Origin of the sequence: Sandaracinomonas limnophila, from assembly GCF_004005965.1 — a bacterium.
In the GTDB taxonomy this organism is placed as follows: Bacteria; Bacteroidota; Bacteroidia; order Cytophagales; family Spirosomataceae; genus Sandaracinomonas; species Sandaracinomonas limnophila.
Genome location: NZ_SACY01000002.1, coordinates 1 through 26,897, shown reverse-complemented (window position 1 = coordinate 26,897; position 26,897 = coordinate 1). Strand labels below are relative to the sequence as shown.

At 37.3% G+C, this 26,897-nt stretch carries 20 protein-coding genes and 1 riboswitch; of the genes, 9 read left to right on the top strand and 11 right to left on the bottom strand.

All coding sequences use genetic code 11. The features are described 5' to 3' along the window. Positions 1-59: 59 nt before the first annotated feature. The 4 genes from EOJ36_RS03625 to gcvP form a co-directional block, all read right to left on the bottom strand. The gene (locus EOJ36_RS03625) at positions 60-641 is read right to left on the bottom strand and encodes a 5-formyltetrahydrofolate cyclo-ligase (protein WP_127802674.1); all 582 of its coding nucleotides are present in this window, start codon (positions 639-641) and stop codon (positions 60-62) included. Between the two features lie 115 nt (positions 642-756). Continuing rightward, on the bottom strand, positions 757-1,932 hold the full coding sequence (locus EOJ36_RS03620) for an acetyl-CoA C-acyltransferase (RefSeq protein WP_127802673.1): 1,176 nt from the start codon (positions 1,930-1,932) through the stop codon (positions 757-759). A 7-nt stretch (positions 1,933-1,939) separates the two neighbouring features. Next, on the bottom strand, positions 1,940-4,339 hold the full coding sequence (locus EOJ36_RS03615) for a 3-hydroxyacyl-CoA dehydrogenase/enoyl-CoA hydratase family protein (protein ID WP_127802672.1): 2,400 nt from the start codon (positions 4,337-4,339) through the stop codon (positions 1,940-1,942). A 105-nt stretch (positions 4,340-4,444) separates the two neighbouring features. Then, positions 4,445-7,321, bottom strand: coding sequence for an aminomethyl-transferring glycine dehydrogenase (gene gcvP, locus EOJ36_RS03610; RefSeq protein WP_127802671.1), 2,877 nt, complete (start codon positions 7,319-7,321; stop codon positions 4,445-4,447). A 118-nt stretch (positions 7,322-7,439) separates the two neighbouring features. On the opposite strand from gcvP, the gene EOJ36_RS03605 reads away from it, so the two are divergent. Continuing rightward, positions 7,440-9,026 carry a M28 family peptidase gene (locus tag EOJ36_RS03605; RefSeq protein WP_127802670.1) on the top strand — a complete coding sequence of 529 codons (1,587 nt, stop codon included), beginning with the start codon at positions 7,440-7,442 and terminating at the stop codon, positions 9,024-9,026. A gap of 84 nt (positions 9,027-9,110) precedes the next feature. Here EOJ36_RS03605 and EOJ36_RS03600 read toward each other — a convergent pair whose 3' ends face one another. Together EOJ36_RS03600 and EOJ36_RS03595 are read right to left on the bottom strand one after the other, a co-directional pair. Beyond that, positions 9,111-10,931 (bottom strand): glycosyltransferase, encoded by a 1,821-nt coding sequence (locus EOJ36_RS03600; protein WP_127802669.1) that lies wholly within the window; start codon positions 10,929-10,931, stop codon positions 9,111-9,113. A 10-nt stretch (positions 10,932-10,941) separates the two neighbouring features. Then, on the bottom strand, positions 10,942-11,892 hold the full coding sequence (locus EOJ36_RS03595; RefSeq protein ID WP_127802668.1) for an isoaspartyl peptidase/L-asparaginase family protein: 951 nt from the start codon (positions 11,890-11,892) through the stop codon (positions 10,942-10,944). Positions 11,893-12,076: 184 nt separating this feature from the next. Here EOJ36_RS03595 and EOJ36_RS03590 point away from each other — a divergent pair, with 184 nt between their 5' ends. The 4 genes from EOJ36_RS03590 to smpB all read left to right on the top strand — a co-directional run bounded on the left by EOJ36_RS03590 (position 12,077) and on the right by smpB (position 16,004). Continuing rightward, complete coding sequence (locus EOJ36_RS03590; RefSeq protein WP_238944394.1) at positions 12,077-14,422, top strand: penicillin acylase family protein; 2,346 nt, start codon at positions 12,077-12,079, stop codon at positions 14,420-14,422. Positions 14,423-14,497: 75 nt separating this feature from the next. Further along, a complete protein-coding gene (locus EOJ36_RS03585; RefSeq protein WP_127802666.1) occupies positions 14,498-14,845 on the top strand; it encodes a hypothetical protein in 348 nt (115 codons plus the stop codon). A 64-nt stretch (positions 14,846-14,909) separates the two neighbouring features. Next, positions 14,910-15,494 carry an OmpH family outer membrane protein gene (locus EOJ36_RS03580; protein WP_127802665.1) on the top strand — a complete coding sequence of 195 codons (585 nt, stop codon included), beginning with the start codon at positions 14,910-14,912 and terminating at the stop codon, positions 15,492-15,494. Between the two features lie 54 nt (positions 15,495-15,548). Continuing rightward, positions 15,549-16,004, top strand: a complete 456-nt coding sequence (smpB, locus tag EOJ36_RS03575; RefSeq protein WP_127802664.1) for an SsrA-binding protein SmpB — start codon at positions 15,549-15,551, stop codon at positions 16,002-16,004. A gap of 48 nt (positions 16,005-16,052) precedes the next feature. Here the strand turns inward: smpB and EOJ36_RS03570 are convergent, their stop codons facing one another. From EOJ36_RS03570 to EOJ36_RS03560, 3 genes are read right to left on the bottom strand one after another with little or no spacing between them, the layout of a single operon-like run. Continuing rightward, complete coding sequence (locus tag EOJ36_RS03570; protein ID WP_127802663.1) at positions 16,053-16,601, bottom strand: CopD family protein; 549 nt, start codon at positions 16,599-16,601, stop codon at positions 16,053-16,055. A gap of 2 nt (positions 16,602-16,603) precedes the next feature. After that, complete coding sequence (locus tag EOJ36_RS03565; protein WP_127802662.1) at positions 16,604-17,335, bottom strand: polyprenol monophosphomannose synthase; 732 nt, start codon at positions 17,333-17,335, stop codon at positions 16,604-16,606. Continuing rightward, positions 17,336-17,884, bottom strand: a complete 549-nt coding sequence (locus tag EOJ36_RS03560; protein WP_127802661.1) for a DNA-3-methyladenine glycosylase I — start codon at positions 17,882-17,884, stop codon at positions 17,336-17,338. It abuts the gene before it with no gap. 146 nt (positions 17,885-18,030) lie between these two features. Next, positions 18,031-18,221, top strand: a riboswitch (cobalamin riboswitch). A 158-nt stretch (positions 18,222-18,379) separates the two neighbouring features. Here EOJ36_RS03560 and EOJ36_RS03555 point away from each other — a divergent pair. Continuing rightward, a complete protein-coding gene (locus EOJ36_RS03555; RefSeq protein ID WP_164847831.1) occupies positions 18,380-20,239 on the top strand; it encodes a TonB-dependent receptor plug domain-containing protein in 1,860 nt (619 codons plus the stop codon). A gap of 110 nt (positions 20,240-20,349) precedes the next feature. Here the strand turns inward: EOJ36_RS03555 and EOJ36_RS03550 are convergent, their stop codons facing one another. Then, positions 20,350-20,883, bottom strand: a complete 534-nt coding sequence (locus EOJ36_RS03550; protein WP_127802659.1) for a DUF4833 domain-containing protein — start codon at positions 20,881-20,883, stop codon at positions 20,350-20,352. 15 nt (positions 20,884-20,898) lie between these two features. Beyond that, the gene (locus tag EOJ36_RS03545) at positions 20,899-21,720 is read right to left on the bottom strand and encodes an enoyl-ACP reductase FabI (protein ID WP_127802658.1); all 822 of its coding nucleotides are present in this window, start codon (positions 21,718-21,720) and stop codon (positions 20,899-20,901) included. A 200-nt stretch (positions 21,721-21,920) separates the two neighbouring features. Here EOJ36_RS03545 and EOJ36_RS03540 point away from each other — a divergent pair, with 200 nt between their 5' ends. Genes EOJ36_RS03540 through infB form a run of 3 tightly spaced genes read left to right on the top strand, consistent with a single transcriptional unit; the run spans position 21,921 to position 26,436 of the window. Then, entirely contained in the window at positions 21,921-22,394 is a 474-nt protein-coding gene (locus EOJ36_RS03540) for a ribosome maturation factor RimP (RefSeq protein ID WP_127802657.1), read from the top strand. A gap of 11 nt (positions 22,395-22,405) precedes the next feature. Further along, positions 22,406-23,653 (top strand): transcription termination factor NusA, encoded by a 1,248-nt coding sequence (gene nusA / locus EOJ36_RS03535; protein WP_127802656.1) that lies wholly within the window; start codon positions 22,406-22,408, stop codon positions 23,651-23,653. 26 nt (positions 23,654-23,679) lie between these two features. After that, positions 23,680-26,436, top strand: coding sequence for a translation initiation factor IF-2 (gene infB / locus EOJ36_RS03530; RefSeq protein WP_127802655.1), 2,757 nt, complete (start codon positions 23,680-23,682; stop codon positions 26,434-26,436). The last annotated feature ends 461 nt before the right edge of the window (positions 26,437-26,897 follow it).

Sequence of the window (26,897 nt, the reverse complement as noted above, 5' to 3'; positions counted from 1 at the left end):
GATGTAAGATGTTGGATGTAAGATGTAAGAGAAAATTTAAATCAACATTCTTTTACCTTTTATCTATTACCTATTACCTTATAAGGAGTTATGATAACATCTAAAGGTATATCATTTGCATGTAAATCATCAATTTCAACTGGTTCACTAAATAAGCTTAATCCTACCTTTATTAAATTTGAATTACACTTTTCTAAATATCGATCATAAAAACCCTTACCATATCCAACGCGTTGGCCATTTATATCGAAAGCCAAAAGTGGTATAAAAAGTAGGTGTAGGGATTCAGGACTCAATAAATGTTTTTCAATTGCCTTGGGTTCTGGAATTTTCCATTGGGAAAGTTCTAAATCATTTTCAGAAGAAATTTTATAAAAAGTCATTTGATTGTTTTCCGCTACTCTTGGAAAGCATAATGAATGTAAAAATGGAAATCCTTCTAATTGTGAATGGAACAAATGGGTTGAAATCTCTTTTTTATGCTCCATCGGTAAAAAAGAACCGACGTTTAAATTTGATGGTAAAGTTTGAATATATTGAATAATATTTAATGCCAATTTGTTGTTCAAATTGTTCCATTCTTCCTCGCTTAAGGCCTCTCGTTTGGCAAGAAATAGTTGTCGAATTTCGGATTTTTGCATTACATAAATAGGTGATGTAAACCAATTACAATTCCCCGGGTTGCCACCCCGAGCTATGAAAGTAAAGTCCTTAGGTCTTTATTTAATTAACCAATTAACAATTAACAATTAACAATTATAATTTTTCAAACACCCCCGCTACCCCTTGTCCTCCACCAACGCAGGCTGTAACTATGCCATATTTTTGGTTTCTTCTCGACATCTCATTGATTAATTGAATCGAAAGTTTTGCCCCAGAACAACCCAGTGGGTGACCGAGAGCAATTGCTCCCCCGTTTACATTTACGATTTCAGGATTAATATTTAGGGTTTTTATGACAGCCAAGGCTTGAGCGGCAAATGCTTCGTTAAGTTCAATTTGTTCAATGTCTTTCAATTGAAGTCCCGCTTTTGATAAGGCTCTTGGAACTGCTTCTACTGGCCCAATACCCATAATGTTTGGTTCTACTCCATAAGTTGAATAGCTGGCCATGCGGGCAATTGGCTCTATATTTAACTCTTTCAATAATCTTTCAGAAACCACCATTACGAAGGCTGCACCGTCGGAAGTTTGGGATGAATTACCTGCAGTTACACAACCATTCATTGCAAAGGCTGGTTTTAATTTAGCAAGGGCTTCCAAAGATGTATCGGCTCTAGGACCTTCATCTTTTGTTACAATCCATTCTCTGGTAGCTTTTTTGCCAGTATTTTGATCAAAATAGTTTTCTGAAACCTTGATAGGAACAATTTCCCCATCAAATTTCCCTGCTTTTTGGGCTGCGATGGCCTTTTGGTGAGAATTAAAGGCAAAAGCATCTTGATCTTCTCGAGTAACCTGGTAAATCTTGGAAACCTCCTCAGCAGTTAAACCCATTCCAATATAATAGTCTGGGGTATTGTTTGCCAAATCATAATTTAAAACGGTTTTATGTCCCATCATGGGCACCATGGACATTGATTCTGTACCACCGGCAATGATACAATCAGCCAAACCTGAAGATATTTTTGCGGATGCCAAAGCAATGGCCTCTAATCCCGAGCCACAATACCGATTGATGACGAATCCGGGGACATTTACAGGTAGCGACATCAAAGATATATATCTACCCATCTGCATGCCTTGTTCAGCTTCTGGTATGGCATTTCCAACAATTAGATCCTCCACTCGTGCTGGATCAAGGCTTGGAATTTGGGCAACTAAATGTTTGATAACCTCTGCGGCCAAGGTGTCAGGTCGCATGGTTCTAAACCCTCCTTTTCCGGCTTTGGCAACTGCTGTGCGGTAACCGGCTATGATATATGCATTCATAAGCTTATTAATTTCTAAGTGGTTTTCCTCCACCCAATAAACTGGAAATTCTTTCTAATGTTTTTGGTTCTCCGGATAAGGATAAGAAGGCTTCTCTTTCCAAATCCAATAAGTACTGCTCACTCACAAACTGAGGGGCATCTAAATCGCCTCCACAAATAGCAAAGGCTAATTTATTTGCAATTTTTGCATCGTGATCGGAAATATAGTTGCCTTTCCTCATGCCATGAATACCTGCTTTGAAAAGGGCCAATCCTTGTTTTCCTTCCACCCAAACGTCATTTCTTGGTTGTTTTTGAACATAACCTGCATTGGCAAGGCCTAATACTTCATTTTTTGCTTCGGTGATCAGTTGACTTCTATTCAATACAATTCTGTCGAAACTTCGTAAATACTGCATTTCTTTCGCCTCATGAGCAGAAGTACTAACTTTAGCAGTTGCAATATTCATGAAGGCATTTTGTAAACGATTCAATTCGATGTCACCTTTTTGGCGGGCATCGCCCATTCGTAAGGCCATTTCTTTTGTTCCTCCACCTGCAGGAATTAAGCCAACTCCAACTTCCACTAAACCCATGTATAATTCTGCATGTGCCACTAATTTGTCGGAGTGCAAACAAATTTCGGTTCCACCTCCAAGTGCAAGAGTGTGAGGAGCAATCACAACAGGAATGGATGAATACCTCACACGCATCATGGATTGCTGAAACAAGGCAATCATATGATTGACCTCGTCAAATTCTTGATTGGCTGCAAACATGAACAACATGCCTAAGTTTGCTCCAGCTGAAAAGGCTTCTATTCCTTCATTTCCAACAACCAAACCTCTGTAATTTTTTTCGGCTAAATCAATAGCCTTTTGTAATCCCTCCAAAACCCCTTGTCCCATGGTATTCATTTTGGAATGAAATTCAAGGCATATTACCTCATCTCCAATGTCTATAATGCTTGCATCATCGTTTTGGAAAACGACTTTTTCTGGCTTCAAAATATTTAGAGAAATAGTGGATTTAGAGCCAGGAATTTCTTGATAGGTTTTAGTTTTCTGGTCGTAGAATAATAAACTTCCATTTTGACTTTTGTAAAAACTTTCATTTCCTGAAGCTAGCATTTCCTTTATCCAAGGGGCAGGGGAAAGTCCATTTGCTTCCATCAGCTCAACCCCTTTGGCTACACCAATGGCATCCCAAGTTTCAAAAATGCCCATTTCCCATCCAAATCCTGCACAAATGGCTTGGTCAATCTTGTACAATTCATTGGCTATTTCGGGAATTCTGAATGAAGCATATCGGAAACCATCTAGGAAGGTTTTTCGATAAAATTCTCCAGCTAAATCTTTGCCTTCCAGCAGATATCCAAATCTTTTAGGCAAAGAATCTATGGCTTTGGTTCTTTCTAAAGTCTCAAAGGAAACTTTTTGTGTTGGTTTATATTCAAATGATTTTAGGTCAAGTGCTAAAATTTCACTTTTGCCTTTTTCATTTTTTACTTTCTTATAAAACCCTTGTCCAGTTTTATCGCCTAACCAATTATTTTCCATCAATTTTTGAAGCATCGATGGTAATTGGAAAATTTCGCGACTTTCGTCTGTTGAAAGAGCTTTGTATAAATTATTTGCTACATGGACAGTAGTGTCGAGGCCAACCACGTCTGAAAGTCGGAAAGTACCTGATTTTGGTCTACCAACAACTTTTGAGGTTAATTTGTCAACTTGTTCAACGCTTAATCCTAATTCTTCCACCACTTTCATGGTTTGCATCATGGAATAAACGCCAATTCTGTTGGCGATAAAAGCTGGGGAATCTTTACATATAACAGTAGTTTTTCCTAATTCATTGGTTCCATATTTTTGAATAAAATCAATGATCTGAGGGTCAGTATGATCTGTAGGAATAATTTCTAATAATTTCAAATACCTTGGGGGATTGAAAAAGTGTGTCCCACAAAAATGTTTTTTGAAATCTTCTGTGCGACCTTCCGTCATTAAATGAATAGGAATTCCAGAAGTATTGGAACTTATGAGTGTACCTGGCTTCCGGAATTGTTCAACTTTTTCATAGATCGTTTTTTTGATTTCCAGGTTTTCAACAACTACTTCAATGATCCAATCTGCAGTAGTAATGTCTTTCAAATTATCGTCAAAATTACCGAGTGTAATTTGATTTGCAAATGAATCCAAATATAATGAAGCAGGTTTTGCTTTTAAGGTCTGTTGAAAGGCATTGTTAACGATTCTATTTTTAACTTTTTCAAGGGATAAACCTTTGGCAGATTCCTCAGCAGTTAATTCTTTGGGAGCGATATCTAATAAAAGTACTTGCACACCGATATTAGCAAAGTGGCATGCAATTCTTGAACCCATTATTCCAGAGCCTAGTATAGCTACTTTTTTGATGGAACGATTCATTGGTAGGTAGTTTAGGTTTTATTGAGAACCTAATTTACCAAAAATTATGAAATGTTATGCAAGCATACTATTTTATTTTTCTCCCCCGGCTGGGGGAGAAAAAATTTATGCATAAGAACTTGTTGGCTCGCAAGCACATACAAGATTTCTATCTCCGTGGGCAGAGTTGATTCTTGAAACGCTAGGCCAGAATTTATTGGCTTTTATATATTCCAATGGAAAAACAGCTTTTTCGCGCGAATATGGACGAGTCCATTCACCAGAAATAACAACCGATTGAGTATGCGGAGCATTTTTTAAAACATTATTTGCTTTGTCGGCAGAACCATTCTCAATCTCTTTTATTTCCTCACGGATGCTTAATAAGGCATCAATGAATCGATTCAATTCGTCTAAATTTTCAGATTCTGTTGGTTCAATCATCAAGGTGCCAGCCACAGGGAAGGATAGGGTAGGTGCATGGAAACCATAGTCCATTAAGCGTTTTGCGATATCTTCGGCTTCAACACCAGCAGATTGTTTGAAAGGTCGACAATCTACAATCATTTCGTGAGCACAACGTCCTTTAGATCCAGTATATAGAATTGAAAATTCTTTTTCAAGTCTTGATTTGATATAATTGGCGTTTAATATAGCAGTTTTTGTTGCTTGGGTTAATCCATCTGCTCCCATCATGGCAATATAGGCATAGGAGATAGCCAGAATATTTGCTGAACCTACAGGACCAGCAGAAACTGCACCATGTTTTTCTGCATCAACTGAATCAGTCATTACGTGTCCTGGTAAGAACGGAACTAATTGCGGAGCTACCCCAATTGGACCCATTCCAGGACCACCTCCACCGTGAGGAATACAGAAAGTTTTATGTAGGTTCAAATGGCAAACGTCCGCTCCAATGGTTGCTGGGGAAGTAAGCCCAACTTGTGCATTCATATTAGCACCGTCCATGTACACTTGTCCACCAAATTCATGAATCATTTGGCAAATTTCAATGATGGTCTCTTCAAATACTCCGTGGGTACTTGGATAAGTAACCATTAAACAAGAAAGATTATCTTTATGTTCCTCGGCTTTTGCGCGTAAATCTGCTACATCGATATTACCATTTTCATCACAAGCAGTTACTACCACTTTCATTCCAGCCATTACTGCCGAGGCAGGATTTGTTCCGTGTGCAGATGATGGAATTAAGGCAATGTTTCTATGGGCATCTCCTCTAGATTCGTGATAGGCACGAATGACCATTAGTCCCGCATATTCGCCTTGTGCACCGGAATTAGGTTGCATTGACATGGCTGCAAAGCCTGTAATTTCACACAACCATCTACTCAATTGAATGATTAAATGTTGATAACCTTTGGTTTGATAAGCAGGCGCAAATGGATGAATGTTTCCCAATTCAGGCCAAGTTACGGGTATCATTTCTGAGGTTGCATTTAATTTCATGGTACAAGATCCCAAAGAAATCATAGAATGCACCATGGAAAGGTCCTTGTTTTCCAAAGATTTTAAATAACGCAACATACCATGTTCTGAGTGGTATGAATTGAAAACTGGATGAGTTAAAAAATCAGAAGTTCTAATTTGATTAGGAGCTAATGGATTTTTAAGTTCCAATTCTTCACCAATTATTCCTTTGCCTAAAACACGTTGGAAGATTGCTAAAATATCTGTTACATCCTCTTCAGAAGTAGTCTCATCTAAAGAAATGGATAATTTTGAGCTGTCTTTTTTATAGTAGAGAAAATTGCGATTTTTCTCTTCGGCAATTTCCCTAATTTCTGCTGTTAAATCTCCAGTTTGAACAGTTAAGGTGTCAAAATAGGATTTATTTTCTGTTATAAATCCAAGTTTATTTAACCCTGCAGCAAGTAAAGTGGTTAAGCCAAATACTTTTCCAGATATATTTTTTAATCCTTGAGGACCATGGTACACAGCATAGGCGGCTGCCATGATCGATAATAAAACCTGAGCAGTACAAATATTAGAGGTAGCTTTTTCTCTACGAATATGTTGTTCACGTGTTTGAAGGGCCATTCTAAGTGCACGATTACCTTCGGAATCTACTGATACACCAATGATTCTGCCAGGTAAAAAACGCTTGTATTTATCTAAAGTTGCAAAATAAGCAGCATGCGGACCACCGAAGCCCATCGGAACTCCTAAGCGTTGTGAGGTACCAATTACCACATCGGCTCCCCATTCACCCGGAGGAGTTAATAAGGTTAAAGCTAATAAATCAGCGGCAACAATTGTGGCAATTTCTTTTTCTTTGGCTTTTCCAACTAAATCTTGGTAATCAAATACTTCACCATTTGCTGCTGGATATTGAACTAAAACAGCAAAATATTTTTCATTATTCAATTCAACTTTTTCATGATTCCCAATTTCGATCTGAATGCCGATAGGCTCAGCGCGAGTCTTTAATACATCAATAGTTTGCGGTAAACATAATTCAGAAACAAACAAGGTTTTTGCATTTTCTTTGGAAGATGGGCGTTGGTGATACAACATATTCATCGCCTCTGCCGCAGAAGTTCCTTCGTCTAACAAAGATGCATTTGCAATTTCCATACCCGTAAGATCAATGATCATTGTTTGGAAATTCAACAACATTTCTAATCTTCCTTGTGCGATTTCAGCCTGGTAAGGAGTGTAAGCAGTGTACCAAGATGGATTTTCTAAAATATTTCTTAAAATTACTGAAGGTACAATTGTGTTATAATAGCCTAAACCAATGTGACTTTTGGCAACAATATTTTGTTGTGCAATCTGTTTGAAATCTTGTAGAAATTCAAATTCAGTTTGCGCTTCAGGTAATTGAAGTGGACGCTTCAAACGAATTTTTTCAGGAACAGTTTGTTGAATTAACGTATCGATGCTATCTACTCCAATGACTGAAAGCATCTTTTTAATATCATCTGGATTTGAATTATTGTGACGTAATGAAAAATCCTCGCGATACTTAAAATTAGAAATCATAATTGATGAAAAATGTAGGTGAAATTCAAGCGACAAATTTACGCATTTTATGTGATTTATCACGGAATTGTTATCTTCGTTTTTTAATATTTTAATCAACAAATAATTATCTCTAAAAATGAAGAAATTTAGCTTGTTTTTGCTGGTGTTTTGTGCTGGTTTCGGACTGTTCGCACAAGATCTGGCAGTACAATATGCTGCTACCATCAAAGCAAAAGATTTAGAAAAACATTTAACCTTTATTGCTTCGGATAGCTTAAAAGGTAGAAATACCGGATCCAAAGAGCAATGGGTAGCAGCCCAATATATTGCGAATCATTTTAAATCAGTTGGTCTAGCTCCTGTCAATGGTAGTTATTTTCAAAAAGTTGATTTGGTGAATCGCGCATGGACAAAGGTCGAATTGCAATCCAAAGGCAAGACATTTGCTTATTTAAAAGATTTTATGGCAAACGCCTTGGCACCTGTTGCAGCCAATTCGAAATTCAAAGTAAATTTTATTGGTTTTGGGATTCAGAAAGAAGGATTTCAAGATTTTAAAGGCTTAAAGGCTAAAGGAAATTTACTTTTAGCGTTTGAAGGCGAGGCAAAAGATGCCAATGGAAATTATGTTCTTTCAGGAACAAAAGATCCATCAGCCTTTGGTAAAGGAGATGGTTGGAAGGAAAAAATGAAATATGCCAAAGAAGCTGGAGCGAAGGGATTAATATTAATTACGGATCGCGATGAGGTGGCTTTCGGAAATTTTGTTCGTCAACGCCAAGTGATGGCTCAACGTTTTGGCAATGAACGCATGGTCTTTACGGAAGATACTAAAGATGCCTCAGCGGAGTTTCCAGTTTTGGTAATTTCAACCGATATGGCAGCTCAATTATTAGGAACAGATGCTAAAACTTTGTTGGCATTCAAAGCTCAATTGGGCACTGAAAAAAAATCAATAGCATCTAAATTTAATCCAAGTTCTATCGAGGTAACAATTGAGCGATCAGAAAAGCCAGTGGATACCTATAACGTAGTTGGATTTTTAGAAGGAACCGATAAGAAAGACGAAGTAATAGTAGTAACAGCACATTATGATCACATCGGTATTTCATTTGATGGACAAATAAATAACGGAGCTAATGACGATGGTTCTGGCACTGTAACTGTAATGGAATTGGCAGAAGCTTTTGGAAAAGCGGCTGCAGAAGGCAAAAAACCTAGAAGAAGTATTTTGTTTATGACAGTTACTGGTGAAGAAAAAGGATTGTTGGGATCTGAATATTATTCACGCCATCCTTTATTTCCTTTGGCCAATACGGTTTGTGATTTAAATATTGACATGGTAGGTCGTGATGATGATGAGCACGTGGGTAAACCAGATTTTATTTATGTAATTGGTTCAGATAAATTATCTTCTCATTTGCATCAAATCATGGAAGATCAAAACAAAAAACATACAGGTTTAGATTTGGATTATAGATTCAATGACCCAAATGACGTGAACCGTTTCTATTATCGTTCAGACCATTACAATTTTGCTAAGCACGGAGTTCCTGTTGCCTTTTTCTTCAATGGAGTCCATGCCGACTACCACCAACCGACAGATGATGTGGATAAAATTGAGTTCGAAAAAGCCCAAAAAGTTGGTCGATTAGTGTTTTATATGGCTTGGGATATTGCGAATAGAGAGCAAAGGTTGCCAGTGGATTCTAATAAGCCGTAGGCTTGAGTGAGCCAGTGAGCAAGTGAGCAAGTGAGCTAGTGAGCAAGTTACTTTAAAACTATACTTGCTCACTGGGTCACTTGCTCACTTTTTACTTTTCATACCAGCAAGTTCATGCGCAGTGTCATAATAACTCCGCAGGTTAGACCAATCGAAAGTATCTGCAATAGATTCAACACGGTTTCTTTGAAGAATTCGTTCTCTTTGACCTTGTTGTACAAATTTGAATAATTGATTAGCCAATTGTTCGGCGGCCTCGTCGTACGATTGGCTTTTTCTATTGACAACACTTACACCCCATTGCTCATAGTCGCGCATAATTTGCATCATGTAATCTCCAAAACCTGATAAATCTGAGGTTACGGTAGGGACACCGCGTGCCATACATTCCAATGGAGTATAGCCCCATGGCTCGTAGTAGCTAGGGAAAACGCCTAAATGACAACCTCGTACAAATTGTCCATAATCTAAACCAAATAAGGGATTGGTTGAGACCACAAAATCTGGGTGATAAACAATTTTCACCTTGTCATCTGGTTTATTGAGCAATTGAGTTCTGTGTAAATTGCGGATGATATCGTCTTCGTTTTTCAATAAATGCGTTACTATTTTAGGCAGCTTGTTGGTTTTCCACGTTTGAACGGTTCTCCGCAAACGCATTCTCCAATATTCATCTACAAACTGGTTTAAATCGGGTAAACTTAAGTCGTTTGAGGAGGCCGATGCCAGAAATAATTTATCACCCACTTCCTTTTCAATCGCCTCACAATTTTCCCTAATTTCATCTAATACGGCACGAGAATGCAAAACTTCGGGGTCGATAGAATGATAAGGTTGTCGAGTAATGAAAAACATGACCACGGTTTTTTTCGAACCAGACTCCTTCATTTTATGGTTTAGTCGCGCCAATGCATCAATGCACAAGTCATATCCTTTGTTGCTGTATTCAAATCTGCCAGAGGTAAAAAAGTACAAGGTTTGGTCTAATTCGAACGGCTGATTCTGGAAAAAATGACCCATCACAAATTCAGAAATACTTTTCTTGTACTTTGAATGCAAGTTTTGGTGCTCATGTAGGGCTGCAAATCTTTGAATGTTTAATCCGTTTGGAAGGATTAATTCAGGGATTCTGCCTAAAAAATATTGGCATTCTTTGGCAGTAATATCACTTACCGTGGTTAAAACATCTGCTTTTTGGGCAGCCATTCGTTCAAAAGTTGCTTGAGCCTCTATTCCATAATGAATAGCTTCTTTATGCCAATTGAAAGTATCAATTAAATCATAAAAATTGGGGACATTTCCAGCCAAATACCTACCCAACATGGTTGCGTGCGTGGTAAAAACAGTTGAGATTTTAACCTTTTGTTTCTTTAAATCAGGCAAACAAGTGGAGGCCATCCATTCATGGAAATGTACCACTAAATCTGTTTTTCCGTTGAATTCAATGGTTAATTGACTTAAAAAATAACGTATTAATTCACCAAGCGCAATGGTTTGATTGACTAATTCTTCAGCACCTAAAGTAGAAATTTTGTGATCAAGCCATAGTCGCCCTTTGATATCATTAACCTTATCAATAATGCTGTTTATATCAAATAAAATAATTTTAGGTTTGCCGGTAATAAGCCAATAGCCATAATGAACATCAAAGCCTTGTTTACGAACAAAGCTTACCGCACGTTCTAAAGGAGTTTCATCAGTTACCTTCAAGGGTTCAAATTCAGCGGCAGCGGTTTGTGGGAAATAAGGTCCAATTAAAGCATAATCATCCCCCCATTTTTCCACCATGGCAGGAACTTTTGTTCTTATAACCGTGTAAATTCCACCTACTTGGTTACACGTTTCCCAGGCGGCTTCAATAAGAAACTTCTTTTTTGTTCTGCTTTTTTTTACGGCTTTTTCCATAAATCCAATATTAACTCATGTAGGAGGCACTTTCAATTACTTTAGTTTGCCCATTTTTTGTAATAGTGAAGTTAAAACCTTTTTGAATAGAATAAGCTCCTACATCACCTTTTTTATTGATTGCAAGGTATCCAACCTGAAATTCCTTGTAATTATAACGTTTAACAATACGCATAATGGCAGCTTCACAAGCTTGTTGAGGGCTCATGCCATTTCGCATGAATTCTACAATTAGGAAAGAGCCAAGCGTTTTCATTACAAATTCTCCTAATCCTGTGGCACATGCTCCTCCGACCTCATCATCACAAAAAACAGCACCTCCTATGATAGGGGAGTCGCCCACACGGCCATGCATTTTAAAAGCCATTCCACTAGTAGAACAAGCACCAGCGATTTCACCTTCTTTACCCAGGGCTAATAGGCCAATGGTATCATGTCGCTCAATATTTACTTTGGGTTCGTATTTTGATTTAATTTTCCATTCTTCCCAGGCTTTTTTTGCCTTTGGAGTCAGTAAATCCATTTTTTTAAATCCTTGCGAAAGGGCAAATTGTAATGCTCCTTCTCCAGAAAGCATTACGTGTGGCGTTTTTTCCATAACGGCACGAGCCACCGAAATTGGGTGCATAATACCTTCCAAAAATGTAACGGATCCTGCATTTCCCTTGTGGTCCATGATACATGCATCTAAGGTTACATGTCCATCACGGTCTGGAAAACCTCCATAACCCACGGTTGTTTCTTCAGGATTTGCTTCGGGAATCCACGCGCCAGCCTCAACGCCGTCGAGTGCTTTCCCAGTTTGTATAATTTTATCAAAACCTGCTTTTGTTGCACCTTCATTTTTCCAAGTGGCAATGATAACAGGTTCTGGGTTGCCTGAATGGATTGTATTATTGGGAACGGAAAAACTGCTAAGTCCTAAGAAGCCAGCTTGTTGGATGAAGTTTCTTCTTTTCATAAGGAAGATAAAATTGGTTTTGATTTTGAAATTATATAAATTGTCAACTAAAAGTTATAAAAAATCTTGAGAATTTACTGCATTTCATCATCATTCTATGAAAATAATTTCTAAAATTTTCCCGCTATTTTTTGCCTTTGTAATAACCTATCTGTTAAATAGTTCATTGGGCTCTGTGCCCCCAATGGGTAAATTGCTAAGCCCTTTTCAAGGTTTTTGGCAAAATGCTGAACGAAAGCAGACAGCTGGTTTAGAAGAAGAACTAAAAATTCCCGGCCTTCAAGCAGAGGTTCAGGTTTTAGTGGACGAAATGGGTATTCCACATATTTTTGCTCAAAATGAGCACGATTTATACCTCGCACAAGGCTATTTAACGGCGCGAGATCGTTTATGGCAGATGGAATTTCAAACGCATTTCGCGGGTGGCAGAATTGCAGAATTGGTAGGAGAAAAAGGTTTAGAATCAGATAAATACCAAAGAAGAATGGGTGCGGTTTATGGGGCAGAGCAATCGCTTGAAGGTATGAAAAGTGACCCCAAAGCACAAGTCGCAGTTGAGGCATATTCCGAAGGAGTTAATAAATATATCGAAAGTTTAAGTCCCAAAGATTATCCTTTAGAGTACAAATTATTGAATTATGCTCCTGAAAAATGGACTCCTTTGAAATCTGCTTTGTTTTTGAAAAATATGTCATTCGTTCTGGCCAGTGGGACAGATGATCTTAAAATGACCAATATCCTTCGAGTTTATGGAAAGGATGTCGCAGAAGATTTGTTTCCTAATTATCCTTTTGAAGAAAGTCCAATTATTCCAAAAGGAACTGCTTGGGATTTTAAGCCTTTGCAAACTCCGGAAGGGCCTAAAGATTTTGTAGGGTTGGGCAGTGCCATAAATCAAGCAGAAAAGGATCCAAATTTGGGTTCAAATAACTGGGCGGTTGCGGGTTCTAAAACCTTTTCAGGAATGCCCATTTTAGCCAATGACCCACATTTAACTTTGAGTTTACCTTCAATTTGGTATCAGATTCAATTACATGCACCCGGAGTAAATGTTTATGGAGCAACCATGCCTGGCGCCCCACATGTAATTGCTGGATTTAACTCAAATATTGCCTGGGGTGTGACTAATGTGGGTTCCGATGTATTAGATTGGTACCAGGTTAAATTCAAAGATGCTTCTAAAAAGGAATATTTTCATGATGGAAAATGGAAGAAAACAACTTTGAGAATTGAGAAATATAAGATTAAGGGAGGTAAAGAGGTAGTTGATTCTATTTATTTTACTCACCATGGGCCCGTTGTATATTTGACAAATGATAAACCATTTAAGTCTAATATTCCAGTTGGACATGCTTTGCGATGGACTGCCCTTGAGAAATCGAAAGAAGTTAGTATGTTCTATAATTTAAATAGAGCTAAAAATTATGACGAGTATGTGGATGCTTTAAAAGATATGTCGGCTCCTGCTCAAAACTTCGTTTTTGCAAGTAATGAAGGCGATATTGCACTTTGGGTAAACGGTAAATTTCCCCTTAAGTCACATTTGCAGGGAAAATATTTATTAGATGGTACAGATGCAAAAGCTGATTGGGTGGGTTATATTCCACAAAATCAAAATCCACATGTGAAAAATCCATCTCGACAATTTGTTAGTTCAGCAAATCAATTTTCAACGGATCCGAGTTACCCTTATTATTTAGGCTGGCAATTTTCACCATCAGAAAGGGGAAGAAGAATTAATGAACGTTTAGAGGTGATGCAAAAAATAACAATTGATTCCTTACGTAATCTCCAAAACGATAATTTCAACATGCGTGCTAGAAGATGGATTCCAATTTTATTGACCCATTTGGATGTTGAAAAAGTGCAAAATAAAAAAGCATTGGAATTGTTAAAAAAGTGGAATTTAGTAAATGATCCTCATCAAATAGCACCTACAATTTTCGACAAATGGATAGATGTTTTAATGGATACGATTTGGAATGATGAATTTGCAGCAGATGAGCATATTCCGATGAATCAACCTTCCATTGATAGAACCTTGCTCATGTTTTTGCAAACTCCTGGTGCTAAATGGTTTGATAATATAAAAACTAAGCAAATTGAAACGATTAATGAGGATGTTACTGCAGCCTTTAATCAAGGAATGAAAGATTTACAAGACAAAAATGGTGCTTTGGGTGAAAATTGGGAATGGTACAAAGCCAAAGAAACTGGGGTTCGCCATTTAATTCCAGGCATGGATGCATTGAGTAGATTGAAAATTCCGATAGGAGGAGGTAGCGGTATAGTAAATGCGTCTTCTACTAAATCAGGGCCTTCTTGGCGATTGGTAGTAGAATTGTCAAAAAAAGGAAATCCAAAAGCATATGGTGTTTATCCAGGTGGACAATCGGGCAATCCAGGGAGTTCCCATTACGACGATTTAATTGATACTTGGGCGAAAGGAGAGTTGAAAGAATTACTTTTTTTGAAAGATGTGAATCAAAATTCAAATAGAATTAAAAAAAAGTTGTTTTTGTTGAAATAATTGACCGCCCTCGGCGCGTTGCGCCACCCCCTCCTTCGCAAGGAGGGGGAAGGGGGAGGTGAAAAAATAATTGTTATGAAAAAAAGTGGAATCTTATTGTTATTAATAATTTTTTTTAGCGTTGGGATCTTAACCAGCCTATATTTTAATTGGTATGCCTATGGCATTGCTTTTGGGGTTTTGTCCTATTTGATTAAATTAGATTTTAAACCCTTTTGGCTTGGATTTTTGTCAGGGGCTCTCGTATGGTTGATCTCGGCTATATGGATGTCTCAAACGCATCCTAGTACTCTTCCAGAAAAAATGGCATCAATCTTGCCTTTGGGCGGAAATGTAATACTTCTTTATGTATGCACATCAATTGTTGGCGGGCTAATAGGCGGAGTTTGGACGCTAGCAGGGGCAAAATTAAGAGCCAAATAAAAAAATTTAGGACAACTCAATCATTTATACTATTTTTGCGAACATTAATAATAATATACTAAACGTGAAAAACTTACCCTTAATTTGGTGCGCAGTATTAACCCTTGTGGTTGGATTTTTAATTTACAAACAAAATGGTGGATCTAGTTCTGGAGCTGGAATTGTTGCTGCAAATGGAAAACATATCGTTTTTGTTAATACAGATTCCCTTTTAACTAAATACGATTTTTACAAAGATGCTCAAAAAGAGTTTGAAAATAAAGGTTATCGTTTACAAGTTGATTTGGGTCAAAAAGAAAGATCTTTACAAGGAGAGGTTGCTGCTATTCAACAAAGAGCATCAGCTATGACTCAAGCAGAATTGCAGGCTGCTGATTTGACTTTGAAGAAAAAAGGTGCAGAATTGCAACAATATTCTCAACAAAAACAAGCTGAATTAGGACAAGAGCAAGCAAAGAAAAACGAAGAGTTATACAACAACATTCGTGAGTATATCAAGAAAATTAACAAGGACAATAAATTTGAATTTGTGTTAGGATATTCTAGAATCGGTGGTGGAATTTTATTCGCTGACGAATCGGTTGATGTTACTGAAAAAATTCTTGATGGATTGAACAAAGAATACGCGGCTAAGAAGTCGGGAAAATAAAAAAATAAATTACAATGGAGCCACGCAGTTTCCTGTGTGGCTTTTTTTTGGCTAATGGCAAAAGATAAAATTCAAAAAACACTTGAAATACACAACCGAAAGGCTTCCTTTGAATATCATTTTTTGGAAACTTTTACGGCTGGCTTGGTGTTGACAGGGACTGAAATAAAATCCATTCGCCAAGGTAAAGTGAATCTTACCGATGCGTATTGTTTGTTTTTTCAAAATGAACTGTACATTAGAAACCTTCATATTTCTCAGTATGAAGAAGGTACTCATTACAATCATGAGCCCTTACGCGATCGCAAATTATTGTTAAGTAAAAGGGAGTTGAAAAAATTACAAAACGAACTTAAAAATGTTGGATTAACTATTATTCCAACCAAATTATTTATTACTGACAAAGGATTTGCTAAAATCAATATAGCGCTTGCTAAGGGTAAAAAGTTATATGATAAGCGAGAGGATATTAAAGAAAAAGATATTAAACGTGGGATGGAGAGGGAGTAGAAGGTAAGAGGTAAGAGGTAAGAGGTAAGAGTTTTTAACTTTTAACTTTTACCTCTTACCTCTTACCTCTTTCCTCTTTACTGCCTTTACTGCTACCATAATAACTACTGCAAAAAGTATAAATCCGACCAGTCCATACACCCAATCTATGGTGTTTTTTCCAACAACAAGAAAGACTACCGCCACAAGAAGTATTGTTGCTATTTCATTGAATAATCTGAGGAATGAACCCGAGTGAATAAAGTTTTTAGCTCTAAATTGTTGGATTACGTATCTGCAGTAAAAGTGGTAAATTGTGATACAAATCACAAATCCTAGTTTTAAATGTAGCCAAGTTAAGCTAGCAAATGCTTCCCAATAAACTGTGTAGATCAAACTTAGTCCTGTAATCCATGTGAGGACCATGGCAGGAACCATAATTGCATTAAATAATAATTTTGCCATTTTTTCAAATTGGGTAGAAAGAATATTTCGTTCCAATTCTGGTTTGTCCTGTGACTCAACATGGTAAACTAAAAGACGGGGTAAATAAAACAAACCTGCAAACCAGCTGATGACAAAAATAATATGAAGCGATTTAAGGACTTCGTAAGACATAATTAGGCTTGATAGCTTTTAAATAAACTACTAATTTTCATTTGAATTACACCAAAAATGGCCTCTTTGAAAATATTGGCAGACATCTTGCTTTCCCCTTTGGTTCGGTCTGTGAAAATAATGGGAATTTCAATGATTTTAAATCCGTATTTCCATGTAGTAAATTTCATTTCTACCTGAAAGGCATAACCAATGAATTTGATTTGATCTAAAGGAATGGTTTCGAGAACTTTTCTGCGATAACAAACGAATCCAGCAGTTGCATCTTGAATTTTCATGCCAGTAATAAATCGAACATAAAATCCGGCGAAGTATGACATCAAGACGCGTCCAATGGGCCAATTAACCACATTTAATCCTTTGATGTACCTAGAGCCTACCGACATGTCTGCACCTCCATTGGAGCAAGTAGCATATAGTTTTACCAAGTCATTTGGATTATGAGAAAAGTCGGCATCCATTTCAAAAATAAACTCATAGCCTTTTTCTAGGGCTATTTTGAAACCTGCAATATAAGCAGTTCCTAGGCCCAATTTGCCTTTTCTTTCCAGTAAATGAATTCTGTTGGGAGTGTCAGTTTGTAAAGATTTTACAACGTTTGCTGTGCCGTCTGGAGAGCCATCATCTACAATTAAAATATCAAAAGCCGGTTCAAGATGCAAAACGGCATGGATGATTGCCTCGATATTTTCGATTTCATTGTAGGTAGGAATGATAACAATCCGGTTGTTCATTTAGTATAAATCACAGTTTTTTGTGTGGTCGTTTACGAGTCCAGCGGCCTGCATAAACGAATACACGATGGTAGGTCCCACAAAATTAAATCCATTTTTTTTCAAAGATTTACTTATTTGGACAGATAGTTCTGTCTTGGAAGGTAATTCTTTACTAGATTGGAAATGATTTTTTATGGTTTGGAAATTTACAAATTCCCAAATGTAATTATCAAAGCTACCAAATTTTTCCTGAATTTTTAAAAAAGCAATCGCATTTGCCCTTACTGAATATACTTTTAAACGATTTTTAACAATTTTTGGGTTTTGAAGTGCAATTTCCAGCTGCTGATCGCTCCAATTTGCAATTTTTTTGTAATCAAAGTTTTCAAAGGTACTTCTGAAATCTTCTCTTTTTTTTAGAATTGTTATCCAACTTAATCCCGCCTGAAAGCCTTCTAAAATAAGTAATTCAAATAGAGCCCTTTCGTCATGCAATGCAACACCCCATTCGGTATCGTGATAGTTTTGATAAAGTGGGTCATTGGAAACCCATTGGCAGCGGGGCATGGTTTGAATTATGAGTTATGAGTTATGAATTATGAGTTATGAATTATGAATTTCAAAATTGTAATTAACAATTAACAATTAACAATTAACAATTAACAATTAACAATAATTTCCCCTTAATTCATAATTCATAACTCATAATTCATAATTTTGCAGAAGATTTCGGTGTTTGCAGTTTTCAAAGCTGTTAACTTAATAGGGAATTTGGTGAGATGCCAAGACTGTCCCCGCAACTGTAAGTTTTTAAAATACTTTTCATTAATGTCACTGGCAAAAGCTGGGAAGACGAAAAGGAAGGAAAATGAGTCAGGAAACCTGCCCAAATCAATTCTTGGTCAAAATTCACGGAGGATGAGTTCGGATTGAGCGTTCGAGTATTTTTTATTTTTTATGCCGCAAGGCCGTTTTATGAATTATTTTTTTTCAAAAAGCTGTTTTTTTACAGTCTTTTTCAGTTTTTCCTTTTTTCTAAATTATGCGCAAAAATCTGTTGAATTGTCGGAAGTATTTATTTCTGCTCCCAAATTTCAGGAAAAGTTGTCGCGTACAGGAAAGGTCGTATCCATCATCGATTCTGCCCAAATTGCACAGGCGCAGGGAAAAAGTATTGTAGAGTTACTGCAAGCCCAAGCAGGTTTGCAAAGTGTGGGTGCAAGAAGTGCCTGGGGGGCAAATCAAGAATTGTATATGCGTGGCTCAAATACTGGTCAAGTATTAATTTTAGTAGATGGTTTTCCTTTAAATGATCCTTCACATATTTCTCAGGTGTTTGATTGGAATTTGTTGGATTTAAGTCAGGTAAGTCGAATTGAAGTGCTGAAAGGGGGGCAATCTACTTTATATGGCTCAGATGCTATGGCCGGAGTGATAAATATTGTAACACATAAAAATTCTAACAAAAAATTGGAAGCCTATGCCTCAATTTCTGCAGGAAATTTGGGATATTTTTCACCCAGTTTTTCTATTCAAAATAAATGGAAATCTAATGTTGTGGCTTTGTCGGGTTCTCTCCTCAAGGCAAATGGGTTTTCAGCAGCCGATGTTGCCAATGGAGAGGCAGATGGCTTTCAACGGGAACAATTTAGGTTTGCATGGACCTCCTTCCTAACAAATCGTTTGGAATTTAATACACAGGTTAATTGGTCACAATATACCGGTAATTTAGATGCAGGACCCTTTACGGACGATTTAGATTATACCAGCAAGGCGCATGCTGTTTCAGTAAATGGACAATTGAAATATGTAGGTAAGTTGAGCGATTATTATCTTAGATTTTTTAGCGATTTTTCAAAAAGAAGATTTCAGGATGATTCCACTTATGTGCCTATAAATGCTTACAATAGCTATTACTTTGCAGAATATTCTGGTTTGAGTCAAGGCCTTGAAATGTATGCAAAATCTAAAATTAGGGATCTTTTTCAATTAGTTTATGGAACCGAATATAGATGGCAGCATACAGCACAATCTGATTTCTATTATGGATTTGGGTATGGATTTTCTTCTCCTGAAATAAAACCTGAATTAGCTAAGCAATCTATTTGGGCTACTTATTTGACCTTGCAAAAGGAATGGGCAAAGTTTGGAATTGAAATTGGAGGAAGAATTAACAAGCAATCTACCTTTGGGACCTTTTCAACGTATTCAATCAATCCTTATCTAAAACTGAATACCAATTGGAAGCTGTTTGGAAATTTGAATGCCGGATTCAAGGTGCCATCCTTATATCAATTGTTTTCGGCCTATGGCAATGAGAATTTATTGCCCGAAAAAAGTAAAACAACTGAACTAGGAGTTCAGTTCAAAAAAGGCACTGATTTTTTCCGCGCCGTATGGTTTAATCAAGAATTAAAGGATGGTATTGGATTTCAATCGAAAAACGAAGCACCCTATGGACAATACTATAATATTGCTGCACAAAAAAGTTCGGGATTGGAAATTGAGGCATCAACAAAGATAAAATCAGTGAAATTTTCAGGAAATTATACCTATTTAGTAGGTTCTACGGAACTAAAGGAAAATGGCGTATGGAACAAAAAAGACTTTTTAGTTAGAAGACCAACCAATCAGTTGACTATTCAAGCAAATGTTCCGCTTTTCCAAAAAATAAGTACGAATTTGACCTACCAATTTGTAGATAAGCGCATTGATTTGGTTTACGATGATGCAACATTTACTACTGTTCAAAAGGATTTAAATTCTTATCATTGGATGGATGTGTCTTTTTCTTATCAGGTTCATCCAAAAGCACGAATAAATTTATTGTTTAAAAACGTACTGAACCAAAAAATTACTGAATTGTATGGGTATAGTGGGGTTCCGGTGATGGGGCAAGTGGGAGTTGTGGTGAGCCAGTGAGCCAGTGAGCCATTGAGCAAGTGAGCAGAGTGAGCAAGTGAGCAGAGTGAGCAAGTATATGTATACTTTTTTTTTCATAACTAGCTCACTCTGCTCACTTGCTTACTTGTCTACGGTTTAAACCTCTCAAAAATGTCTTTCCCAGTAACCACATCTTTACCAAATAGATCAATGTAGTTTACAGATGGCATAAAGCCAGATTCGTCAACACTAACGAATACGCGTTTAAGGATTTGCATTTTTCCGTTGATGGGAAAAAGCGCTACTGGTCCATCTGGAGTAGTTTTGACAATGAATTTTCGCTTGCGATAGGCTAAAAAGTAGCCTTCGTAGGCGTCTTCGTTGGTGTTGATTTTGTTGGTGTAAAGTCCGTAGGCTAAAGTTCTTTGGATGGTGGTCAGCTCCTCTTTTTCTCCTTTGTCGGCAAATCTAATCCAATACGTATGGACAGGGTCTTTTCCTTTTAGAAGTTTACCAGTCAAATTTGCATCATAAACTACGCAATTTGCGTTGTTGGACCTTTGGATAAAAAAGAGTCTGTTGGGTGAATCTGGTGGAAATGGAAATCGGTCTCCATTGTTAGTTATGCCAAAAATAAAATTTGAAATGGTGAGGCAAAAAATAAACAATAAAGACCGAGACATAGAAATCAAAAACTATTAGGCGTTTTTAGATTCCATCAATTCAACAATATCAGCAGAGATACCCACAGAAGAGAAGCCTCCATCGTGGAATAAATTCTGCATAGTTACCTTTCTTGTCAAATCTGAGAATAATGAAATTACATAGTCTGCGCAGTCGTCTGCTGTAGCATTGCCAAGTGGCGACATTGAATTAGCATATTCATAAAATGCATTGAAACCACTAATACCTGTACCTGCGGTTGTTTTAGTAGGCGATTGAGAAACCGTATTTACACGAACACCTTTAGCTTTTCCGTAGTGATATCCATACGAACGAGCGATAGATTCAAGCATTGCTTTTGCTTGAGCCATGTCTGTATAATCTGGGAATGAGCGTTGTGCTGCAATATAAGATAAAGCAACAACTGATCCACCTTGTGCAATAGCATCTTTTTTCTGAGCTACTTGCATCATTTTATGGAATGAAAGCGCGGAAACATCCAATGATTTCATGAACCAATCGTAGTTTAAATCGCCATATTCACGACCTTTACGAATGTTAGTACTCATTCCGATGGAGTGAAGTACGAAATCTACTGGGCCTCCTAGGAATTCCATCGATTCGTCGTATAAGTTTTCTAAATCTTCGATAGAAGTAGCGTCAGCACCAATGATTTTTGCACCACAAGCTTCAGCTAATTTATTTATTTCGCCCATACGCATAGCGATAGGCGCGTTTGTTAAAGTGAAAGTTGCTCCTTCTTCATGAGCACGTTGTGCAATTTTCCAAGCGATAGAATTTTCGTCTAATGCTCCTGAAATAATTCCTTTTTTTCCTTTAAGTAATTGATAAGCCATAATGAATGAATAGCTGAAGGTTAAAATTTTAAATTGTTCCAAAGTAACAAAATTTTTGTCAGAAAACGGGAATTATCTTGTAATTGGGAGGAAATAATATGTTTTTTCATTGAAATTCGAAAAAATAATGGTAAATTGCAGAGATTTATAGCAAGAAGAGGGGTTTTGAATCCCTCTTTTTGTTTTTAAAATTGAATAAAATGGCTGATTTGTCTGAAAGAATTAAAGGTTGGGTATTGAATTATGTAGGGGAAGGGCCTTTGTTTTTGGTGGATATTCAGGTGAGTCCTGGATTAAAGAGAAACCAAGTGACCATTTTGATCGATACAAAAGAAGGTGTTACAATTGATGAATGTGCGCTTTTGAGTCGTAAGTTGTCATTTGTAATGGAAGAAGAGTCATGGATTGAAGGGGCATACAATTTGGAGGTTTCTTCTCCTGGAGTTGATGCGCCATTGAAATACGATTGGCAATTTGAGAAGAATTTGGGTAGAAAAGTTAAGGTTTGGAGAAAGAAATTGGAGAGTTTGGAAGGTGAGTTGAAGGGCTTTAAGGATAATGAGGTGGAAATATTGCCTGAAAAAACGGTTAAGCATAGAGTAATACAAGCAAAGGAAACGGTTAAGATTCCGATGCTTGAAATAGATAAAGTAAAAGTTCAAGTTTCATTTTAAAAATAGATGCAATGAATAGTGCAGAATTGATTTCCTCTTTTGCAGATTTTGCCAAAGAAAAGAACATCGACAAACCAACGATGATTTCGGTTTTGGAGGAAGTATTTAGAACAATGATTCGCAAGAAGTATGGTTCTGATGAGAATTTTAGTGTAATTATCAATCCGGAAAGTGGTGATTTGGAAATGTGGCGTACACGTGAGATTGTAGATGATAATTCAGAAGATATTTGGGATTTTGATAAAATTCCATTGGCTGAAGCAAAGGAAATTGAGCCGGATTTTGAAATCGGAGAAGAAGTTGCAGAGTTAATTAAACTAGAAGACTTTGGTCGCAGAGTGGTACAAACGGCTCGCCAGACTTTGATTCAAAAAATCAAAGATTTGGAGAAAGAGAGTTTGTTCGACAAGTATAAAGATTTAGTAGGAGATTTGGTGACTGCAGAGGTTTATCAAACTTTAGGTCGAGAGTTAATTTTGATTGATGCAGATGATAATGAATTGATTTTGCCAAAATCAGAAATGATTTCTAAAGATCGTTACAAAAAAGGAGATACAATTCGTTCTGTTATTCACAAAGTTGAAATGGTGAATGGAACGCCGAAAATCATCATGTCAAGAACTTCGCCTGTATTTTTAGAGCGATTGTTTGAGCAAGAGATTCCTGAAATTTACGATGGAACTATTACAATTCGTAAAATTGTTCGTGAGCCAGGTGAAAGAGCAAAGGTTGCCGTGGAATCTTATGACGATAGAATTGACCCAGTTGGAGCATGTGTGGGTATGAAAGGTTCTCGTATTCATGGAATTGTTCGTGAGTTACAAAATGAAAATATTGACGTAATTAATTTCACAGATAATTTGGAGTTATTGGTAACAAGAACTTTGAGTCCTGCGAAATTAAACTCTATGAAAATTGATAAAGAGCGTAAGAGAATTGCGGTATACTTAAACTCAGATCAAGTTTCAATGGCTATTGGTAGAGGTGGTCAAAACATTAAATTGGCAGGTAAATTGGTTGGATACGAGATTGATGTATTCAGAGATGTACCAAAAGATGAGATGGATGACGAGGATGTAGAATTGAGAGAATTTGCAGATGATATTGATGAGTGGATTTTGGATGAATTGCACAAAATTGGTTTAGATACTGCAAAACAAGTTTTAGCCCTTTCCAAGGAAGAATTGGAGCGTAGAACTGAATTAGAAGAAGAAACCATAGAGGAAATCTTAGGTATTTTAAGAGCGGAGTTTGAATAAAAATTAAATTGAAATTATAAAAATATATGGCAGAAGAAAAAACAATGCGATTGAGCCTTGTAGCAAAGCAAATTAATGTAGGAACGTCTACGATTCTACAATTTCTTTCTGCTAAAGGGCATAAGGTCGATAACAATCCGAATGCTAAATTAAATTTTGAACAACTGAGTTTGTTGGCCAATGAGTACGGCGCACACCAAATCTTAGATGCTTCTGAGGCTCCTAAAAAAGCTCCTGAAGTTGAAGTTCCTGAAGAAAAACCGGTTGAAAAGGTTGTAGAACCGATCATTGAAAAGGCACCAGAGCCCGTAGTGGTAGAGGTTCCTAAAACGGTTGTGAAGGAGGAAGTGCAAGTTGAAAAAGAACCTGTAGCTCCAATTGAGGAGAAGGAAGAAGCTAAAGATGCTCCAGGATTAAAGATTTTAGGGAAAATAGAATTGGATAGCAAAGGTAATCCTGTTCGTAAAAAAGAAGAGCCTAAGAAAGCTGAACCTGAAAAGCCACTTGAAAAAGTAGTTGAAGAGGTTAAAGCGGTGGAACCTGTAAAGGAAGAAAAAGTTGAGGTGGCGGCTCCTGCTGAACCCATCAAAGAGGAGGAGGTTGAATTGATTGAGGCTAAAGGTGAAACTTTAAAAGGATTAACCGTTTTAGGTAAAATTGAATTGCCTACCCAAGCAGAACGCGGAGGCGATCGCAAACAAAAGAGAAAGAGAATAATCAAGGATGAGAAACCTCGTCCTGCCAACCAAGATCCAAGACCACAAGGTCAGGGAGGTGGCAATGATAAGTTCCAAAAAGGTGGTAAGGACTTCAAAAAAGGAGGACAAAACCAAAATTCAAATCAGAAGGTTGCCCCTAAAGAGGAATTATCTGACAAAGATATTCAAGAGCAAATTAGAGCCACAATGGCTCGTTTGCAAAATACAAGTGCCAAGCAAAATTTTGGTGCCGACAAACGTAGAGAGAAACGTCAACAACGTGCTGAGCAAGAAGAATTGCGTCAAATGGCACAAGATGAGGAGTCTAAAATCTTAAAAGTAACTGAATTTATTTCAGCCTCAGATTTGGCTTCATTGATGAATGTTTCTGTAAACGAAGTTATTTCTACTTGTATGAGTTTGGGAATGTTCGTTTCAATCAACCAACGTTTGGATGCAGAAGCTATCACCATCATTGCTGATGAATTCGGTTATGAAGTGAGTTTTGTTTCTGCAGAAGAAGAAATTGAAGCTTCTGAATTAGAAGAAGAAGATAACGAGGCAGATTTATTACCAAGAGCACCAATTGTGACTATCATGGGTCACGTTGACCACGGTAAAACTTCCTTGTTGGATTATATCCGTCGTTCAAAAGTTGCTGCTGGAGAGGCCGGTGGTATTACTCAGCACATTGGAGCTTATTCGGTTCAGACAGATTCTGGAAAGAAAGTTACGTTTTTAGATACTCCTGGTCACGAGGCATTTACCGCCATGCGTGCTCGTGGTGCAAAAGTGACAGACGTTGTTATCATTGTGATTGCAGCAGACGACTCTGTGATGCCACAAACTAAAGAGGCAATCAATCACGCAATGGTAGCTAATGTTCCAATCATATTTGCATTCTCTAAAATTGATAAGCCTGGTGCTAATGCAGATAAGGTTCGTGAAGAACTTGCTGGAATGAATATGTTGGTAGAGGATTGGGGTGGAAAATACCAGTCACAAGAAATTTCATCTAAATCTGGTTTAGGTGTTAATGACTTGTTAGAAAAAGTTTTACTTGAAGCAGAAATGTTGGATTTGAAAGCAAATCCAAACAAACGTGCAACAGGTTCTGTGATTGAAGCTGAATTGGATAAAGGACGTGGTTATGTAACTACTTTATTGGTGCAAGCGGGTACATTGAAAATAGGTGATATGATGTTGGCTGGCGACAATTATGGTCGTGTGAAGGCAATGTTTGATCATTTAGGTAACAAAGTAACCAAGGCAGGTCCAAGTACTCCTGTTCAGGTTTTGGGTTTGAACGGTGCTCCTCAAGCAGGTGATAAATTAATCTGTTTGGAAAATGAGCGCGAGGCAAAAGAAATTGCAAATAAGCGTGAGCAAATCTTGCGTGAACAATCTTTACGTACGCGTAAACACATTACCTTGGAAGAAATCGGTCGTCGTAAGGCAATTGGTACTTTCCATGAATTAAATGTTATTATCAAAGGTGACGTGGATGGTTCCGTGGAGGCGCTTTCCGATTCCTTATTGAAATTATCAACTGACGAAGTTCAAGTTAGAATTCTTCATAAAGGGGTAGGGCAGGTATCTGAATCTGACGTTTCATTAGCCATAACATCTGATGCGGTAATTATTGCATTCCAAGTTCGTCCTTCTGTAAATGCTCGTCGTTTGGCAGAAACTGAACAAATTGAAATTAGAACGTATTCGGTAATTTACCAGGCGATTGATGATATCAAAGCCGCAATGGAAGGTTTATTAGCTCCTTCGTTTGAAGAAGCAGTAACTGCGAATATTGAGGTTCGTGATGTATTCAAGATTTCAAAAGTTGGTACAGTTGCAGGATGTTACGTTTTAGATGGTACCGTGAAACGTGCCCATAAAATACGTGTAATTCGCGATTTCGTGGTTGTTCACGAGGGTGAAATCTCAGCACTTAAGCGTTTCAAAGACGATGTTCAAGAAGTTAAATTCGGTTACGAATGCGGACTTTCTATCAAAGGATTCAATGACCTTCAAGTAGGTGATACGATTGAGTGTTACGAAATGAAGGAAGTGAAGAGAACGCTGAAATAGAACTTAAGAACTGTAGAACTGTAGAACTGTAGAACTGAAGAACTGTAGAACTGTAGAACTGAAGAACTGTAGAGCTTTAGAAAATATGTTTTAAAATTCAAAATAGTGAGGGTTTCGACTTTCACTATTTTTTTTATTTGTTAAATACAAAAAAAAGACCCCGCTGGGGTCTAAATACTTGGGAATATTTTTAATTCTATAGATGTGCAATCCCTAAGGGATTGTTTTAAATTCAAATTTGCATAGAAGGTCCCCAATTCCTCAATTCTCCAATTCCTCAATTCTCCAATTCCTCAATTTTCCTATTCCTCAATTCTCCAATTCCTCAATTCTCCTATTCCTCAATTTTCCGATTCCTCAATTCTCCGATTCCTCAATTCCCCAATTCCTCAATTCTCCAATTCCTCAATTCTCCAATTCCTCAATTTTCCTATTCCTCAATTCTCCAATTCCTCAATTCT